This is a genomic window from Rhodobium gokarnense (genome assembly GCF_025961475.1).
In the GTDB taxonomy this organism is placed as follows: domain Bacteria; phylum Pseudomonadota; class Alphaproteobacteria; order Rhizobiales; family Rhodobiaceae; genus Rhodobium; species Rhodobium gokarnense.
The window spans coordinates 34,770-49,738 of the sequence record NZ_JAOQNS010000001.1 but is presented as its reverse complement, the minus strand read 5'-3'; the positions used below and the strand labels follow the sequence as shown (position 1 = coordinate 49,738).

Below are 14,969 nucleotides of genomic sequence, written 5' to 3'. Positions count from 1 at the left end.
CGGTTACATCCGTCCGCCGCGATCGCGAATGTCGCCGAGCGTATCGTTGATCTTGAAGACGACGAGGATCATCTCGGCGGAAATCCGAGCCAGGATGATGCCGATGACGGTGCCGATCAGTGCGAACAGGATCGTCACCAGCCCGCCGCCGAAGCTGTACCGGAACATCACGAAGAGCCCGTTGAAGATGCCGGCAAGGCCGCCGAGCACGACCAGAGCGATGGCGAGAAGGAAGAACACATGGATGAGCTTCGGCGTCAGAAACTCATGCCATTGAAAGAGCTTTGCGAACATGACATTTGTCCCCTGTCGTTCGATGTTGCCCGGCCCCGGTGAAAATCATGCCAGCCGGACCGGCATTGACACAATGCCTCCCCGTCCCCGAAGCATCCGCTTCCGGTAGCAACATCCGGCAACCGGCCCATGACAGACTTCCGCTATTTCGAGGATTTCGTTCCCGGCGAGGAGATCGACCTCGGCAGCTACGAGCTCGGCCGCGACGAAATCATCGATTTCGCCAAAGACTTCGATCCCCAGCCCTTCCATCTCGACGAGGAGGCAGGTGCCGCCTCGCTGCTCGGAACCTTCTGCGCCTCCGGCTGGCAGGCCTGCGGCGTCACCATGCGGCTGATGGTCGACGGGCTCCTCGCCAACACCGCCTCCATGGGCGCCGGCAGCATCGACAGGGTGCGCTGGCTGAAGCCGGTGGTGCCGGGCCCGCTCTTTGCCCGGCTCCTGGTGCTCGATGCCCGCGCCTCGCGCTCGCGCCCGGAAATGGGCATCGTCCAGTGTCGGGCAACGCTGATGGACGCGGCTGGCACCGCGCTCCTTGAGATGGAATTCCCGATGCTGCAGGGCCGGAGGGCGGCCCCATGAGGCGCTTCGAGGAGATCGAGATCGGCCTGGAAATGGACCTCGGCCGCCGCATTGTGACGGCCGAGGAGATCGTGGCGTTCGCGAAAAAATACGACCCCCAGGCGTTTCACCTTTCCGACGAAGCGGCCCGCGAGAGCCATTTCGGCGGCCTCTGCGCCAGCGGCTGGCACACCACGGCCCTGTGGATTCGCGCCTATGTGGACTACTGGGCAGCCGAGGACGCGCGCCTTAAGGCCGCCGGCATTCCGGTCGTCGCCATGGGCCCCTCGCCGGGCATCGAGGATTTGCGCTGGACGAAGCCGGTCTATGCCGGCGACACGCTCACCTTTTCCTCAAGAGTGACCGACAAGCGCATCTCCCGCTCGCGCCCCGACCTCGGCATCCTGACGTCGGAAAACGGCGCGGACAATCAGGACGGTATCCCGGTCATGCGCTTCACCGGCCGCATTTTTTTGCCATTGGGGTCGGCCTGAGGCAGCGGGTTACGCATCCGGTTCCGGCGCCAGAACGCGGATGCGGGCCGGCCGGCTGTCGTCGTCGCGCGGGCCGATGCGGATGTCGATGTCCTGGCCGAGCGCGGTCAGCGCCCGCATCAGCCGTTCCACCGACACTCCGCGAAGCTGCCCGCGCAGGAGATTGGAAAGGTCCGGCTGGGCCATCCCGATCAGGTGAGCCGCCTTCGTCTGGGTGAGCGCGCGTTCGACGATCAGCCGCTTCAGCCGCACGACGATTTCTGCCTTCAGAAGATGCTCGTCCGCATCGGGCAGACCGAGATCGGCGAAGACGTTGCCGCTTCCGGCCACGACCGTATCCGTTTTCTCTTCCGTCATCGGCTTCCCCGCTCCTCAATCCCCCTCGAATTCCATCAGCGTGTGAACCGCGATGCCCTTGTCGCGCAGGCGGGCGGTGCCGCCGAGGTCGGGCAGGTCGATGATGAAGGCGGCGGCGACGATCTCGCCGCCGGAGCGGTGGATCAGCTCGGCGGCGGCAACCGCCGTGCCGCCGGTGGCGATCAGGTCGTCGATCAGCAACACCCGGTCGCCGGGCTTGATGGCGTCGGCGTGGATCTCGATCGTGTCGACGCCGTATTCCAGGCTGTAGTCCTGGCCGATGGTCTTGTGCGGCAGCTTGCCCTTCTTGCGGATCGGCACGAAGCCGCGGCCGAGTTCGTGGGCGACGGCACCGCCGAGGATGAAGCCGCGGGCCTCGATACCGATGATGATGTCGATCTGGGCCTTGGCCTTGAAGAACGGCCAGACGATCTCGTCGACGGCCGCGCGAAGGCCCGCCGGATCGGCGAACAGCGTGGTCAGGTCGCGGAACATGATGCCGGGCTTCGGATAATCCGGGATCGTGCGCACCAGCCGCTTCAGGTCCATTCCGTTGCGAAGTTCCATGGCAGCCTCCTCAGGACCTGTTGAGGACGCGGCCGGCGACCGCATCGAGCTTGGCGACGAGCGCCGGATCGCGCGCATCCGGCGCCGTGATCATGGCGTAGTCGAGGGCGGTGTCGGAGCCGATCGGACAGGGCTGGTGCTCGCGTGGGAAGTCGCTCGCAAGCCGACCGACGAGCTGCTGGGCGTGGTGGGCGTTTTCCTTCAGCACCTTCAGGATCGCCGTGATGTCGACCTCGCCGTGGTCCGGATGCCAGGAATCATAGTCGGTGACCATCGCCACGGTCGCGTAGCAGAGCTCCGCCTCGCGGGCGAGCTTGGCCTCCGGCATGTTGGTCATGCCGATGACGTCGCAGCCCCAGCCGCGATAGAGGTGGCTTTCGGCGAGCGAGGAGAACTGCGGGCCTTCCATGGCGAGATAGGTGCCGCCGCGCCGGTAGGCGATCTCCTCGGCCCTTGCTGCCTTCTCGATCTCGTCGACAAGGCCGGGGCTGACCGGATAGGCCATGGAGACATGGGCGACGCAGCCATTGCCGAAGAAGCTCTTCTCGCGCGCGAACGTGCGGTCGATGAACTGCTCCACGAGCACGAAGGTGCCCGGCGCTAGCTCTTCCTTCAGCGAGCCGCAGGCCGACACCGAGACGAGGTCGGTGACGCCGATCCGCTTCATGGCATCGATATTGGCCCGGTAGTTGATGCCGGTCGGGCTCAGCCGGTGGCCGCGCCCGTGCCGCGGCAGGAAGGCGATCGGCAGGCCTGAAACCTCGCCGATGCAGATCGCATCGGACGGCTCGCCCCAAGGGCTTTCCACCGTCTCCCAGCGCGCGTTTTCCAGACCCGGCAGATCGTAGAGACCCGACCCGCCGATTACGCCAAGCATTGATTTCGTCATCGAGGACCCTCGCCCATGCTCCGGCCAGGACGCGAGGCAAAAGGCCTGACGCCGCACTCGGCCGCCGCCGCCAATGGCGGTCATTGAAACTCCCGGCCGTCCGCACTATCGTCCGCCCGATCCCCACGCAATGAGGTACCGGATTGGACAAGAAATTCAAGGTGTTCGGCGTCGGTCTGCAAAAAAGCGGCACTTCGACGCTGCGCGAATGCCTCGGTCTCCTCGGTTACGACATCGCCCGGCTGCACAAGCGCGTCTTCTTCGACGCCCGCGCCGGCCGCATGGAGGGTGTCCTGCCGCACCTCGATGCCCACGAGGCGTTCACCGGCCTTGCCCCGCCCTATCTCTACGAGGTCGGACTGGAGCGCTACGGCAAGGCGATGCGCGCGGTGCTGACGACCCGGCGCTCGCCGGAGAAATGGCTGAACAGCCTGATCTCCCATTTCGAGCGCCGCTCCGTGTTCGGCAACAAGCTCAACCTCGACGTCTACGGCTATCTCTATCCCGTCGGCCGGGAAGAGGAGTTCATCGCCTATTACGAGGCGCATAATCAGCGCGTCCGCGATTTCTTCGCCCGCGAAGGCGCCAGCGACCAGTTCCTGGAGGTCTGCTGGGAGACGGGCGACGGCTGGAAGGAGCTCTGCGACTTTTTGGGCGAGCCGGTACGGGATGGCGGCGTGCCCCACTCCAACCGCACGGCCGACCTCGGCAAGAAACCGATCCGGATCGCCGCCAATCGCATGCTGATGAAGGGCTACGCGACGCTCGTCAGGTAGTGTCGCGCCGCAGCGGGTCCATTTCCGCGCCCTCGACCGCGCCCGCCGCGACGCCCGTGCCCTCGCCGTGCCGGCTCTGGCGCCGCCGGCTGCGGCCGGCCCACCATTTGCGCTGCACCCACATCCACTGCGCCGGCGTCTCGCGGATCCAGCCCTCGAACACGTCGTGAATCGCCTGCGTCGCCGCGGCGACATCGGCGGTGCGGTCGCCGGTCACCGGATAGTCGATCGGCGCCGTATCGATGCGGAAATGGACGCCCTCGGTGCGCACGCAGCGCCCGGCGACCAGCGGCACCCGGCAATGGCGCGCCAGCATCGCCGGGAAATAGGTCGCCGAGGCCGTGTGGCCGAAGAAACTGACATCGATCCCCTTCGACTCGCGAAGATCGCCGACCAGCGCCACCGACCCGGTGCGGCGCAAATGGCCGAGCAGGGTCTGCGCCGTGTCGTGCCCCTTGGAGAGGAGCCCGTGCGGGAAGACGAGCATGCGCTTGCGGCGCAGATAGTCGTCGACGAGCGGGTTCTTGACCTCGCGATAGACGCCGACCGGCTTTACGCCCGCCGCCACCGCCGGCAGGATCACCGCCTCCCAGTTGCCGAGATGGAGCGAGACCAGGACGATATGGTCGCTATCGGTCCCGAAGCGGTTCGCAACGCCCTCCTCAGACCAGGAAAAGCGGTTTTCCTTGTCGGCGACGATGCGGTCGAGCTGAAGAGTCTCGGCGAACACCCGCCCGAGATTCTCCCAGGCGCCGAGGGCAATCGCCCGGCGCTCCGCCGCGCTCTTTTCCGGCATCGCCAGTTCAAGATTGCCGAGCACCCGCTGCTGCCGCCGGCTCAGCGGCGCCAGCACCCGCCAGGTCCGCCCCATGACCGCAGAGGCCATGTCGAGCGGCATCAGGCGCAAGAGGCCGACGACGACGAGGAAGAGGCCGTATTCGATGCGGTATTTCAGGCGTCTCAACGGGCCGGGGCGGTCGGGCTGTCGGTGCGGCATGGCGGAGGGTATCGGGTTGCGGTCGGGCCGGCTCCTGCCGGCGGCATGTCGGTGTCGCCGCGAATGGCACAAAAAGCAAGACCCCCGCCCTCCGGCAGGAGAGCGGGGGCCGCAATTCGGCGTGAGAAGGGCGCTAGTGGTCGATGTTCGCCCAGAGCTTCTTCTTCACGAAGTAGAGCATGCCGGCCAGCACGATCATGTAGATCATGGCCATGAAGCCGATGCGCTTGCGCTGCTCCAGCTTCGGCTCGGCCGCCCACATCATGAAGGCCGCGACGTCCTTGGCGTACTGGTCGACGGTCGTCGGCGTGCCGTCCTCATATTCCACCAGTTCGTCGAACAGCGGCGGCGCCATGGCGATATAGGTGCCGGCAATGGTCGACTGGCCGCCTTCCTTGCAGCCTTCCGGAACGCCGCCGACGGTGAACGCGGTGTTGTAGTAACCGTCGAAGTCGGCGCCGCATTCCGGCGACTCCTCATAGCCCGTCAGGATGGCATGGATGTAGTCCGGGCCGCCCTCCTGGTACTGGGTGAAGATGTCGAACAGGAACCACGGGAAGCCGCGATGCGGACCGCGGGCCTTGGCCAGCAGCGAGAAGTCCGGCGGATGGGCGCCGTTGTTGGCATATTTGGCCGCTTCCACATTCGGGAACGGAGACGGGAACTTGTCCGCCGGCTTGCCGGGCCGCTCGAACATCTCGCCCTCTTCGTTCGGGCCGTCCTTGATGGTGTATTCCTCGGCGAGCGCCTTGACCTGCTCCTCGGTGAAGCCCAGTCCGCCCGGATCGGAAAGGTTGCGGAACGACACCAGTTCCATGGAGTGGCAGGCCGAGCAGACCTCCCGGTAGATCTTGAAGCCGCGCTGGAGCTGCGCCTGGTCGTAGCGACCGAACGGGCCGGAGAAGCTCCAGGAGAGCTGCTCCAGGTGGTGGCCTTCTTCGGCCGCGCTCGCCGGGACGCTGGCAAGGACGAACGCACTGGCGAGGCAGGCGGCGGCGACGGTGGATTTGATCATCGTCTTCATTGGAAAAACCTCCTGTTTCGCCCGCGTCAACCGCGCGTTTCCGGTGCCGAGGTCGCGTCGGCAGGATGTGCCGAGCCACCGTTCTTGGCCAGAACCGCATCGGAAATGCTCGCCGGCAACGGTTTCGGTTTCTCAAAGAAGCCGAGCAGCGGCAGGATGATGAAGAAGTAGCCGAAATAGTAGGCGGTGCCGAACCTTGCGGCCATGACGTAGACGCCCTCCGCCGGCTGCGATCCGAGCCAGCCGAGGATGACGCAGTCAACCGCGAACAGCCAGAAGGCGGTCTTGAACCACAGCGACCGGTAGGCGCCGGAGCGCACCTTGGAGGTATCGAGCCACGGCAGGATGAACAGCACCAGGATGGCGCCGAACATGGCGATGACGCCGCCGAGCTTGTCCGGGATCGCGCGCAGGATGGCGTAGAACGGCAGGTAGTACCATTCCGGCACGATGTGCGGCGGGGTCACCAGCGGGTCGGCCTGGATGTAGTTGTCCGGGTGGCCGAGATAGTTCGGGATGTAGAACACGAACCAGCCGAAGAAGATGCAGAACAGCATCAGCGCGAAGGCGTCCTTCATCAGCACATGCGGTGCGAAGGGCGCCATGTCCTGGCGCGACTTCGGCTCGACGCCCGTCGGGTTGCCGTTGCCGACCACGTGCAGCGCCCAGATATGCAGGATGACGACCGCGGCGATCATGAACGGCAGCAGATAGTGCAGGGAGAAGAACCGCTGCAGGGCCGGATTGCCGACCGAGAAGCCGCCCCAAAGCCACTGCACGATGCTCTCGCCGACCAGCGGGAAAGCCGAGAACAGGTTGGTGATGACGGTGGCGCCCCAGAACGACATCTGGCCCCACGGCAGCACGTAGCCCATGAAGCCCGTCGCCATCATCAAGAGATAGATGATGACGCCGAGGATCCAAAGCACCTCCCGCGGTGCCTTGTAGGATCCGTAATAGAGGCCCCTGAAAATATGGATGTAGACGGCGATGAAGAACATCGATGCGCCGTTCGCATGCAGGTAGCGCAGCAGCCAGCCATAGTTCACGTCGCGCATGATGTGTTCGACCGAATTGAACGCCATGTCGACATGCGGCGTGTAGTGCATGACCAGCACGATGCCGGTCACGATCTGGGCCACCAGCATGAAGGTGAGAATGGCGCCGAAGGTCCAGAAATAGGAAAGGTTCTTCGGGCTGTAGAACCCGAAGGTCTCGTTATAGGCAAGGCTGACGATCGGCAGCCGCGCTTCCATCCACTTCACGAAGCGGTTCTGCGACTGGAACTTCGAATATTCGGACATCTATATTTCCTTCAAGCTTCCCCTTTTATCGGCGATGGCCGATATTCCTCGTTCCGGCTTATGCCGTTGTTTCGGCTCTAGCCGATCTTGATATTCGTGTCCGACAGGAACTCGTAGGGCGGGATGTGCAGATTCTCCGGCGCCGGGCCCTTGCGGATGCGGCCGGCCGTGTCGTAGTGCGAGCCGTGGCAGGGGCAGAAATAGCCGTCATAGTCGCCGGCATTCATCAGCGGGATGCAGCCCAGATGGGTGCACACGCCGATCATCACCAGCCAGGGCTCCTTGCCGGTGGCAGCGCGGTTTTCGTCGGTCGCCTGGGCATCGCCCGGCAGGTTGGCGTTGCGGGCGTTGGTGTCCGGCAGCTCGTCCATCGGCACCGCGTTGGCTTCCTCAAGCTCCTTCTCGGTGCGGTTGCGGATGAACACCGGCTTGCCGCGCCATTTGACCTTGATCGACTGGCCGACCTCGACGGCGCTGACGTCAACCTCGATGGAGGCGAGTGCGAGCGCGGAGGCGTCCGGATTCATCTGGTCGACGAAGGGCCAGGCGACGGCGGCGATGCCAACGGCGCCGACGGCGGCCGTCGAAATGTAGAGCATGTCGCGACGGGTGGGTTCGGCAGTGGCAGAAGCAGACATGGCGTGTCCTCTTTTCGCATGCGATGCGCGCGATATGCGGTCGCACCTGCTGTAGTCCGCGGGCAATATGTTATTCACCAAGCGAGATACTTGGCCTCATTGGCGTTCTTAGGGGGAGGTGCGTCGACTGTCCAGACCGACTTATGTCAAAACGACTGTTTGTCGCAATCACCGCCCCCTCTAAAAGCCGTCCCCGAAAGCCTTTTAGCGCATGGCGCGGGAGAGGTCGATATCGGAAACCACGAATGAGACGAAACGTGCGTATCGCCTTGTATCAACCGGATATTCCACAAAATACCGGAACTATTCTAAGGTTGGGAGCATGCCTCGGCGTCGCCGTTGACCTCATCGGCCCGACCGGGTTCAGAACCGACGACCGGGCCCTCAGGCGTGCCGGGCTCGACTATCTGGACCGCGCCGCCCTGACCCTGCATGCCGGCTGGGAAGATTTCGACGCGGCACGGCAAAGCATCGGCGGGCGCCTCGTACTGTTTACCACGCGGGCAACGCAATCCTTCCTCGACCTGACATTTGAGGAAAGTGACACTCTTCTTTTCGGCCGGGAGTCCGCCGGCGTGCCGGACGACATCCATGCCGGAGCCGACATCCGCACGACGATCCCGATGGTCGAGGGCACGCGCTCGTTGAACCTCGCCGTCTCCGTCGCCATGGGCGTCACCGAGGCGCTCCGGCAGACCGGCGGACTGCCCCACCCGGCATCGTGACGCGAGCCTGCGGCCGACCGCCGACACCGCCCGGGGCCGGTCTGCAGCGGGCGCCAAAGCGGCACTTGCGATACGTGGATGTCCGGAATCTCCGCCTGGCCCCCGCATTGCAACGCCCGGATACACGACTTAAAAGAGAGCACAATAAAATATACTCGTATTAATTGTTTTTGCTTTATGCTGCACCCCGCAGGGCAACGCCGTCCGACGGCCGTGGGGGAGAGCACATGAAAATCCGATCCGTCGTCGCCGGAGTGATCCTGGCCCTATCCGTCTGCGCCGTGGCAAGGGCCGAGGAGGAGCTGCCCCAGGTCGCCCGGTTCGAGGGCAATTTCGAGGTCAAGGTGGCCGGTACGACCTTCAATGTCGACGAAACCGGCTGCGGCCACATCGACACCCGCGACATCGACGTCGGCCTGCCGCGCAAGGCGCGGATCGAAAAGGCCTTCCTCCTGTGGTCCGGAACCGGCAATCCGGACCGCACAATCAATCTGAACGGCAATACCGTCAACGCGGCCAGCATCTCCAATGTCAGTTTCGGCGGTTTTCGCAAGACATTCGAGGCCTATGCCGACGTCACCGACATCGTGAGGAGGAACCGGCGCCGGCCGTTCACGGTCTCCGGCCTCGTCTGGTCGCGGGCGGGCATGTATTGCAGCGCCAAGGCCGCCTACGGCGGCGCCACCCTGATCGTCGTCTACGAGAACAAGCGTGCGCCGCACCGGGCGATCTACGTGCATCTCGGCGGCGCCGGCGGCTGGCTCAAGAACCATACGCACCATTTCACCATCAAGCACGTTGCCGTGCCGCGCAATTGCTGCGGCTGCCAAAGCTGCTGCGGCTCGACCTGCGGCCGGGTCGTCATCATCCTGATCATCTGGGAAGGCGACAATTACAAGGGCGAGCGCCTGTCCATCAACCATCTGGACTTCGGCGACAACACGTTGAACGGATCGACCGCGCCCAACCTCGATATCGACGAATACGACATCACCGATATCGCCCACCGCGGCAAGGACACGTCGATCTATGCCGACGTCCTCACCTACCCCTCCGGCTTCGCCACCTTCGAGGCCATCGCCATGCAGGGGGCCGTCACCGTGGTCGATACCTGCGACCGGGCGCAGTAGCGATCGGCTCCGAACGGGAACGGGTCGAGAGCAGCGGGAAGCGCGCCGCCCTGTTGGTCCCGCCCGCTACTGCGCGGCGTTCTCGGCCTCGTCCTCGCACAGGAAGCCACCCGACTGACGCGCCCAGAGGCTCGCATAGAGGCCGCCGAGGGCGAGCAGTTCCTCGTGTCGCCCCTCTTCCACGATCTGGCCCCTGTCCATGACGACCAGCCGGTCCATGGCGGCGATCGTCGACAGCCGGTGGGCGATGGCGATCACGGTCTTGCCCTCCATCAGCGTCCCGAGGCTCTTCTGGATCGCTGCCTCGACCTCCGAGTCGAGCGCCGAGGTCGCCTCGTCGAGGACGAGGATCGGCGCGTTCTTCAGGAGCACCCGGGCAATGGCGATGCGCTGGCGCTGGCCGCCGGAGAGTTTTACCCCGCGCTCGCCAACATGGGCGTCGAACCCCTGCCGGCCCTTCGGATCGACGAGGTCGCGGATGAAGCCGTCCGCCTCGGCCATCTCCGCGGCGCGAAGGATCGCCGCATCGTCGGCCCCGGGCGCGCCATAGGCGATGTTGTCCCGGACAGAACGGTGCAGCAGCGATGTGTCCTGGGTGACCATGCCGATCGCGGCGCGGAGCGACTCCTGGGCGACCCTGGAAATGTCCGTGCCATCGATCAGGATGCGCCCGCCCTCAAGGTCGAACAGCCTGAGCAGGAGATTGACGAGCGTCGACTTGCCGGCACCGGACCGGCCGACCAGCCCGACCTTCTCGCCGGGCGCGATGGTCAGCGACAGGTCCTCGATGATGTCGGTGTCCTTGCCGTAGTGGAAGCTGATCCGGTCGAATTCGATGCGGCCGCTCGTCGGCACCAGATCGACGGCATCCTCGCGGTCGATAATGTCGTGCGGCTTGGCGATCGTCTCCATGGCGTCCTGGATGGTGCCGAGGTCGCGGAAGATGTTGGAGATGGAGAACATCATCCAGCCGGACATGGTGTTGAGCCGGAGCACCAGGCCGAGCGCCAGCGCCACGGCCCCCACCGTCAGCGTCCCCGCCTGCCACAGCCAGACGCAGAGGAAGCCGGACACGGTCAGGAACAAGCCGTTGAGCGCCACCAGCGAGAACCGGATGGAGGAGATGATCCGGGTCAGTGCACAGAGCGCCTGCCACATCCAGGTGAGCCCCTCGCGCGCAAACGCATCCTCATGGCCGGTGGTGTCGAACAGCTTCACGGTATGGATATTGGTGTAGGCGTCGACGATGCGCCCGTTGAAGACCGAGCGCATGTCGGCGAGCCGCCGCGCCGCGCGGCGGATGCGCGGGATCAGGATGCCGCCGATGGCGATATAGCCGGCGATCCAGACCCCGACGACGATGCCGAGCCGCCAGTCGAGGTCGAGGAAGATGGCAAAGGTCGAGATCGCGAAGATCACGAAGTACCAGAGGCTCTGAAAGATGTTGATGAGGAAGTCGCCGAGCGCCTGCCCGGCCTGCATCACCTTGGTCGCCAGCCGGCCGGCAAAGTCGTTCTGGAAATAGGTGAAGGACTGGCCGACCACGTGGCTGTGCGCCTGCCAGCGGACGAGGTTGAAGAAGCCGGGCACGATGATCTGCTGTTCCAGGAGCGCGCCGGCAACCTGGGCCACCGACCGCAGCACCAGAACGACGAAGATCATCCAAAGGAACGTCGATCCGTGCTCCTGCCACAGCGTTGCCGGCTCGGCCGTACCGAGCAGATCGACGATGTCGCCGACGAAGGTGTAGAGCATCAGCTCGGTCGCCGCGATCAGCGCGCCGTTGAGGAAGAAGAAGCCGAACCACCATTTCGCCTGGCGCGCATAGTGCCAGATAAACGCGCCGAGGCGCGCCGGCGGCTCCAGTGCCTCCGGCGGCCTCAGCGGATCGACGATGCGTTCGAACCGTCCCAGCATTATTCCGCGACCGCGGCCGCCTCCTCGTCCTCGCACAGGAACCCGCCCGACTGGCGCGCCCACAGGCTGGCATATAGGCCACCCTTTGCCAGAAGCTCCTCGTGGCGGCCCTCTTCGACGATCTCGCCCCTGTCCATGACGACGAGCCGGTCCATGGCCGCGATCGTCGACAGCCGGTGGGCAATGGCGATCACGGTCTTGCCTTCCATCAGCGCGCCGAGGCTCTTCTGGATCGCCGCCTCGACTTCCGAGTCCAGCGCCGACGTCGCCTCGTCGAGGACGAGGATCGGCGCGTTCTTCAAGAGCACCCGGGCAATGGCGATGCGCTGGCGCTGGCCGCCGGAGAGTTTTACCCCGCGCTCGCCCACATGGGCGTCATAGCCGGTGCGGCCGAGCTGGTCGGAAAGGCCCTGGATGAACTCGTCGGCCTCGGCCTGGCGGGCGGCTTCCCGCACATCCGCCTCGGTGGCATCGGGCGCTCCGTAGAGGATGTTCTCGCGCACCGAGCGATGCAACAGCGAGGTGTCCTGGGTGACCATGCCGATGGCGGCGCGGAGCGACTCCTGGGTGACGGTGGAAATGTCCGTGCCGTCGATCAGGATGCGCCCGCCCTCAAGGTCGTGGAACCGGAGCAGCAGGTTGACGAGCGTCGACTTGCCGGCGCCGGAGCGACCGACGAGGCCGACCTTCTCGCCGGGCGAGAGCGTGAGCGAAAGGCTCTCGATGACGCCGCCCTCCTTGCCGTAATGGAAGCGGATGTTGTCGAAGTCGATCCGCCCTTGGCGCACCTGAAGCGGCTTTGCCCCGGGGATGTTGCGCACCGCCTGCGGCCGCGACAGCGTGCCGATGCCGTCCTGCACCGTGCCGATGTTTTCAAACAGCGCCGAGACCTCCCACATGATCCACTGGGACATGCCGTTGAGCCGCAGCATCATGCTGATGGCAATGGCGATCGCCCCGAGCGTCACGGCATCGAACCGCCACAGCCAGATCGCGACGCCCGCAATGGCAAAGAGCACCAGCGAGTTGAGGAAATAGAGTGCCGACTGGAACAGGGTGACCAGCCGCATCTGCCGGTGCACCGTCTGCAGGAACCGGTCCATGCCGTCCCGCGCATAGGTGGATTCCCGCCCGGCGTGGGAGAACAGCTTCATGGTCGCGATGTTGGTGTAGCTGTCGACGATCCGCCCGGTCATCACCGAGCGGGCGTCGGCCTGGGCCTGCGAGACCCGCTTCAGCCGCGGCACGAAGAACCACAAGAGACACACATAGGCGACGATCCAGGCGACCATCGGCGCCGACAGGCGGATGTCGGACGAGGCCATCAGCACCACCATGGAGACGAAATAGACGCCGACATAGACGAGGACGTCGAGCACCTTGGTGACGGATTCGCGCACGGCAAGCGCCGTCTGCATCACCTTGGTGGCGATGCGGCCGGCGAATTCGTCCTGGAAGAAGCCATAGCTCTGGCCGAGCAGGTAGCGGTGCGCCTGCCAGCGCACGATCATCGGAAAGTTGCCGAGGATCGACTGGTGGATGATGACCGAATCGAAGAACACGATCGCCGGCAGCAGGACGAGGATGACGACACCCATTCCGGCGAGCTTCCAGCCGTGATCGGCAAGGAACGTCGCCCGGTCCTGGTCCGCCAGCCAGTCGACGAGATTGCCGAGGAAGCCGAAGAGGAGCACCTCGCCGACGGCGATGATCGCCGCGTTCACGCCCATCACGGCAAGCAGCGGCCCCACCGGCTTCGCATAGTGCCAGAGGAAGCGCAAAAGGCCCTTGGGCGGCTCGCCCGGAGGGGCGGGCGGGAACGGATCGATCAGTTTTTCAAACCAGCCAAACATGGCCAAGCTCCGAATTGGGGTCGCGGCGACGCGCTTTTTTCGGGAAGCCCGGAAAGGCGGGCGGGCGCGTCGCCATTGGGGCAACGCAGCGAACGCCCGGCGAGCGGCATGGTCCGGTGACGGATCCACGGCGCGAACGCGGCGACAAAAGCGGTATTCAGGGATGAAGAGGAACGCTAAAGGGCGCTTTGGTGTCAGGCGGCTCGCATACGTGGGATGCCGGGCGGATAACATCCGAAACGGATTCTCATCGGCATCTCCAATTGCGCTGACGGAAAGCGCCGCGCACAACGAGCGCGCAGCATCAGGCTTCCTTATAGCCGAACCTTCCCGGTTTGGGAATGCCTCTCGCGGCGCCTCTCGCCCGCCTGTGGCCGGCCGGCCACATCGAACGGCGGTTGCCGATCCCCCGTATCATTGCGTATGCAAGGAGGAGAGAGCGGCGGACGAACGCGCCGGCATCAAGAAGCGGGACAGAGACAATGAGCGAGCTGCCGGCCGACATCGAAGAGCGCAAGGAACGCGCCCGCGCCTGGTTCCGCGAGCTGCGCGACAGCATCTGCGCGGCTTTCGAGAAACTGGAAGACGACCTGCCCGAGGATGCCCCCGGCGCCAACAGGCCCGCCGGCCGCTTTGCCAGAAAACCCTGGCACCGCACTGATTCCACCGGCGCCGATGGCGGCGGCGGCGAAATGAGCCTCATGGGCGGGCGGGTCTTCGAGAAGGTCGGCGTCCACATCTCCACGGTCCATGGCGAGTTCTCGCCGGAGTTTCGCGACCGCATCCCCGGCGCCGACGAGGATCCGCGCTTCTGGGCCTCCGGCATCTCGCTGATCGGCCATCCGCAGAACCCGAACGTGCCGGCCGTCCACATGAACACCCGCATGGTGGTGACGACAAAACAATGGTTCGGCGGCGGCGCCGACCTGACGCCGGTGCTGGACCGCAGGCGGACGCAGGAAGACCCGGACACCCAAACCTTCCACGCCGCCATGAAGGCGGCCTGCGAGGCCCATCCGGCTGCGGACTATCCCAAATACAAGAATTGGTGCGATGAGTATTTTTTCCTGAAGCACCGCAACGAGCCCCGCGGCATCGGCGGCATCTTCTACGACTACCACAATTCCGGCGACTTCGACGCCGACCTCGCCTTCACCCGCTCGGTCGGCGAGTCCTTCCGCGACGTCTACCCGGCGCTGGTTCGGCGCAACTTCGAAACGCCCTGGACCGAGGCCGACCGCGACGAACAGCTCGTCCGCCGTGGCCGCTACGTGGAGTTCAACCTCCTCTACGACCGCGGCACCATCTTCGGCCTGCAGACCGGCGGCAATGTGGAGTCGATCCTGTCGTCGATGCCGCCGCTGGTGAAATGGCCATGAGCCGCAGAATGCCCGGAAAGGCCGCATGGATTGCCGCGTCGGCCTGACGGCCTCCTCGCAATGA

At 65.0% G+C, this 14,969-nt stretch carries 16 protein-coding genes; 6 read left to right on the top strand and 10 right to left on the bottom strand.

All coding sequences use genetic code 11. The features are described from left to right. Positions 1 to 3 precede the first annotated feature (3 nt). Positions 4 to 294: a DUF4282 domain-containing protein gene (locus M2319_RS00225; protein ID WP_264599417.1), complete on the bottom strand. Its 291-nt coding sequence runs from the start codon at positions 292 to 294 to the stop codon at positions 4 to 6. A 129-nt stretch (positions 295 to 423) separates the two neighbouring features. On the opposite strand from M2319_RS00225, the gene M2319_RS00220 reads away from it, so the two are divergent. Beyond that, positions 424 to 876, top strand: coding sequence for a MaoC family dehydratase (locus M2319_RS00220; protein ID WP_264599416.1), 453 nt, complete (start codon positions 424 to 426; stop codon positions 874 to 876). After that, complete coding sequence (locus M2319_RS00215) at positions 873 to 1,349, top strand: MaoC family dehydratase (RefSeq protein ID WP_264599415.1); 477 nt, start codon at positions 873 to 875, stop codon at positions 1,347 to 1,349. Before M2319_RS00220 ends, M2319_RS00215 begins: the two co-directional genes overlap by 4 nt. Before the next feature lie 9 nt (positions 1,350 to 1,358). Here M2319_RS00215 and M2319_RS00210 read toward each other — a convergent pair whose 3' ends face one another. From M2319_RS00210 to M2319_RS00200, 3 genes are read right to left on the bottom strand one after another with little or no spacing between them, the layout of a single operon-like run. Then, positions 1,359 to 1,706 (bottom strand): helix-turn-helix domain-containing protein, encoded by a 348-nt coding sequence (locus M2319_RS00210; RefSeq protein ID WP_264599414.1) that lies wholly within the window; start codon positions 1,704 to 1,706, stop codon positions 1,359 to 1,361. 15 nt (positions 1,707 to 1,721) lie between these two features. Beyond that, the gene (locus M2319_RS00205) at positions 1,722 to 2,273 is read right to left on the bottom strand and encodes an adenine phosphoribosyltransferase (protein WP_111432288.1); all 552 of its coding nucleotides are present in this window, start codon (positions 2,271 to 2,273) and stop codon (positions 1,722 to 1,724) included. Between the two features lie 10 nt (positions 2,274 to 2,283). After that, positions 2,284 to 3,162 carry an S-methyl-5'-thioadenosine phosphorylase gene (locus M2319_RS00200; RefSeq protein ID WP_264599413.1) on the bottom strand — a complete coding sequence of 293 codons (879 nt, stop codon included), beginning with the start codon at positions 3,160 to 3,162 and terminating at the stop codon, positions 2,284 to 2,286. Positions 3,163 to 3,305: 143 nt separating this feature from the next. Between M2319_RS00200 and M2319_RS00195 the strand changes: the two genes are divergently transcribed. Continuing rightward, positions 3,306 to 3,938 carry a sulfotransferase gene (locus tag M2319_RS00195; RefSeq protein WP_264599412.1) on the top strand — a complete coding sequence of 211 codons (633 nt, stop codon included), beginning with the start codon at positions 3,306 to 3,308 and terminating at the stop codon, positions 3,936 to 3,938. Here the strand turns inward: M2319_RS00195 and M2319_RS00190 are convergent. The 4 genes from M2319_RS00190 to petA form a co-directional block, all read right to left on the bottom strand. Next, positions 3,931 to 4,935: a lysophospholipid acyltransferase family protein gene (locus M2319_RS00190; RefSeq protein WP_264599411.1), complete on the bottom strand. Its 1,005-nt coding sequence runs from the start codon at positions 4,933 to 4,935 to the stop codon at positions 3,931 to 3,933. The genes M2319_RS00195 and M2319_RS00190 overlap by 8 nt on opposite strands. Before the next feature lie 133 nt (positions 4,936 to 5,068). Then, on the bottom strand, positions 5,069 to 5,959 hold the full coding sequence (locus M2319_RS00185) for a cytochrome c1 (protein WP_264599410.1): 891 nt from the start codon (positions 5,957 to 5,959) through the stop codon (positions 5,069 to 5,071). A gap of 26 nt (positions 5,960 to 5,985) precedes the next feature. Continuing rightward, entirely contained in the window at positions 5,986 to 7,263 is a 1,278-nt protein-coding gene (locus M2319_RS00180; RefSeq protein WP_264599409.1) for a cytochrome b, read from the bottom strand. A 77-nt stretch (positions 7,264 to 7,340) separates the two neighbouring features. Further along, positions 7,341 to 7,901 (bottom strand): ubiquinol-cytochrome c reductase iron-sulfur subunit, encoded by a 561-nt coding sequence (petA, locus tag M2319_RS00175; protein ID WP_264599408.1) that lies wholly within the window; start codon positions 7,899 to 7,901, stop codon positions 7,341 to 7,343. Positions 7,902 to 8,146: 245 nt separating this feature from the next. Between petA and M2319_RS00170 the strand changes: the two genes are divergently transcribed. Together M2319_RS00170 and M2319_RS00165 are read left to right on the top strand one after the other, a co-directional pair. Next, positions 8,147 to 8,626, top strand: coding sequence for a tRNA (cytidine(34)-2'-O)-methyltransferase (locus M2319_RS00170; RefSeq protein WP_264599407.1), 480 nt, complete (start codon positions 8,147 to 8,149; stop codon positions 8,624 to 8,626). A 227-nt stretch (positions 8,627 to 8,853) separates the two neighbouring features. Further along, a complete protein-coding gene (locus tag M2319_RS00165) occupies positions 8,854 to 9,756 on the top strand; it encodes a hypothetical protein (protein ID WP_264599406.1) in 903 nt (300 codons plus the stop codon). A 66-nt stretch (positions 9,757 to 9,822) separates the two neighbouring features. On the opposite strand, the gene M2319_RS00160 is transcribed toward M2319_RS00165, so the two are convergent. Then, a complete protein-coding gene (locus M2319_RS00160) occupies positions 9,823 to 11,673 on the bottom strand; it encodes an ABC transporter ATP-binding protein (protein WP_264599405.1) in 1,851 nt (616 codons plus the stop codon). Beyond that, the gene (locus M2319_RS00155) at positions 11,673 to 13,526 is read right to left on the bottom strand and encodes an ABC transporter ATP-binding protein (RefSeq protein ID WP_264599404.1); all 1,854 of its coding nucleotides are present in this window, start codon (positions 13,524 to 13,526) and stop codon (positions 11,673 to 11,675) included. The genes M2319_RS00160 and M2319_RS00155 overlap by 1 nt, the downstream gene beginning before the upstream one ends. Positions 13,527 to 14,008: 482 nt before the next feature. Between M2319_RS00155 and hemF the strand changes: the two genes are divergently transcribed. Next, a complete protein-coding gene (hemF, locus tag M2319_RS00150; protein WP_264599403.1) occupies positions 14,009 to 14,905 on the top strand; it encodes an oxygen-dependent coproporphyrinogen oxidase in 897 nt (298 codons plus the stop codon). Positions 14,906 to 14,969 lie beyond the last annotated feature (64 nt).

What these genes read in the sequence shown, in the direction of transcription:
- M2319_RS00200 (WP_264599413.1), bottom strand. Translation starts at nt 3,162, where the DNA reads ATGACGAAATCAATGCTTGGCGTAATCGGCGGGTCGGGTCTCTACGAT.
- M2319_RS00210 (WP_264599414.1), bottom strand. Translation starts at nt 1,706, where the DNA reads ATGACGGAAGAGAAAACGGATACGGTCGTGGCCGGAAGCGGCAACGTC.
- M2319_RS00180 (WP_264599409.1), bottom strand. Translation starts at nt 7,263, where the DNA reads ATGTCCGAATATTCGAAGTTCCAGTCGCAGAACCGCTTCGTGAAGTGG.
- M2319_RS00215 (WP_264599415.1), top strand. Translation starts at nt 873, where the DNA reads ATGAGGCGCTTCGAGGAGATCGAGATCGGCCTGGAAATGGACCTCGGC.
- M2319_RS00225 (WP_264599417.1), bottom strand. Translation starts at nt 294, where the DNA reads ATGTTCGCAAAGCTCTTTCAATGGCATGAGTTTCTGACGCCGAAGCTC.
- M2319_RS00205 (WP_111432288.1), bottom strand. Translation starts at nt 2,273, where the DNA reads ATGGAACTTCGCAACGGAATGGACCTGAAGCGGCTGGTGCGCACGATC.
- M2319_RS00170 (WP_264599407.1), top strand. Translation starts at nt 8,147, where the DNA reads ATGAGACGAAACGTGCGTATCGCCTTGTATCAACCGGATATTCCACAA.
- M2319_RS00220 (WP_264599416.1), top strand. Translation starts at nt 424, where the DNA reads ATGACAGACTTCCGCTATTTCGAGGATTTCGTTCCCGGCGAGGAGATC.
- hemF (WP_264599403.1), top strand. Translation starts at nt 14,009, where the DNA reads ATGAGCGAGCTGCCGGCCGACATCGAAGAGCGCAAGGAACGCGCCCGC.
- M2319_RS00185 (WP_264599410.1), bottom strand. Translation starts at nt 5,959, where the DNA reads ATGAAGACGATGATCAAATCCACCGTCGCCGCCGCCTGCCTCGCCAGT.
- M2319_RS00190 (WP_264599411.1), bottom strand. Translation starts at nt 4,935, where the DNA reads ATGCCGCACCGACAGCCCGACCGCCCCGGCCCGTTGAGACGCCTGAAA.
- petA (WP_264599408.1), bottom strand. Translation starts at nt 7,901, where the DNA reads ATGTCTGCTTCTGCCACTGCCGAACCCACCCGTCGCGACATGCTCTAC.
- M2319_RS00165 (WP_264599406.1), top strand. Translation starts at nt 8,854, where the DNA reads ATGAAAATCCGATCCGTCGTCGCCGGAGTGATCCTGGCCCTATCCGTC.
- M2319_RS00155 (WP_264599404.1), bottom strand. Translation starts at nt 13,526, where the DNA reads ATGTTTGGCTGGTTTGAAAAACTGATCGATCCGTTCCCGCCCGCCCCT.
- M2319_RS00160 (WP_264599405.1), bottom strand. Translation starts at nt 11,673, where the DNA reads ATGCTGGGACGGTTCGAACGCATCGTCGATCCGCTGAGGCCGCCGGAG.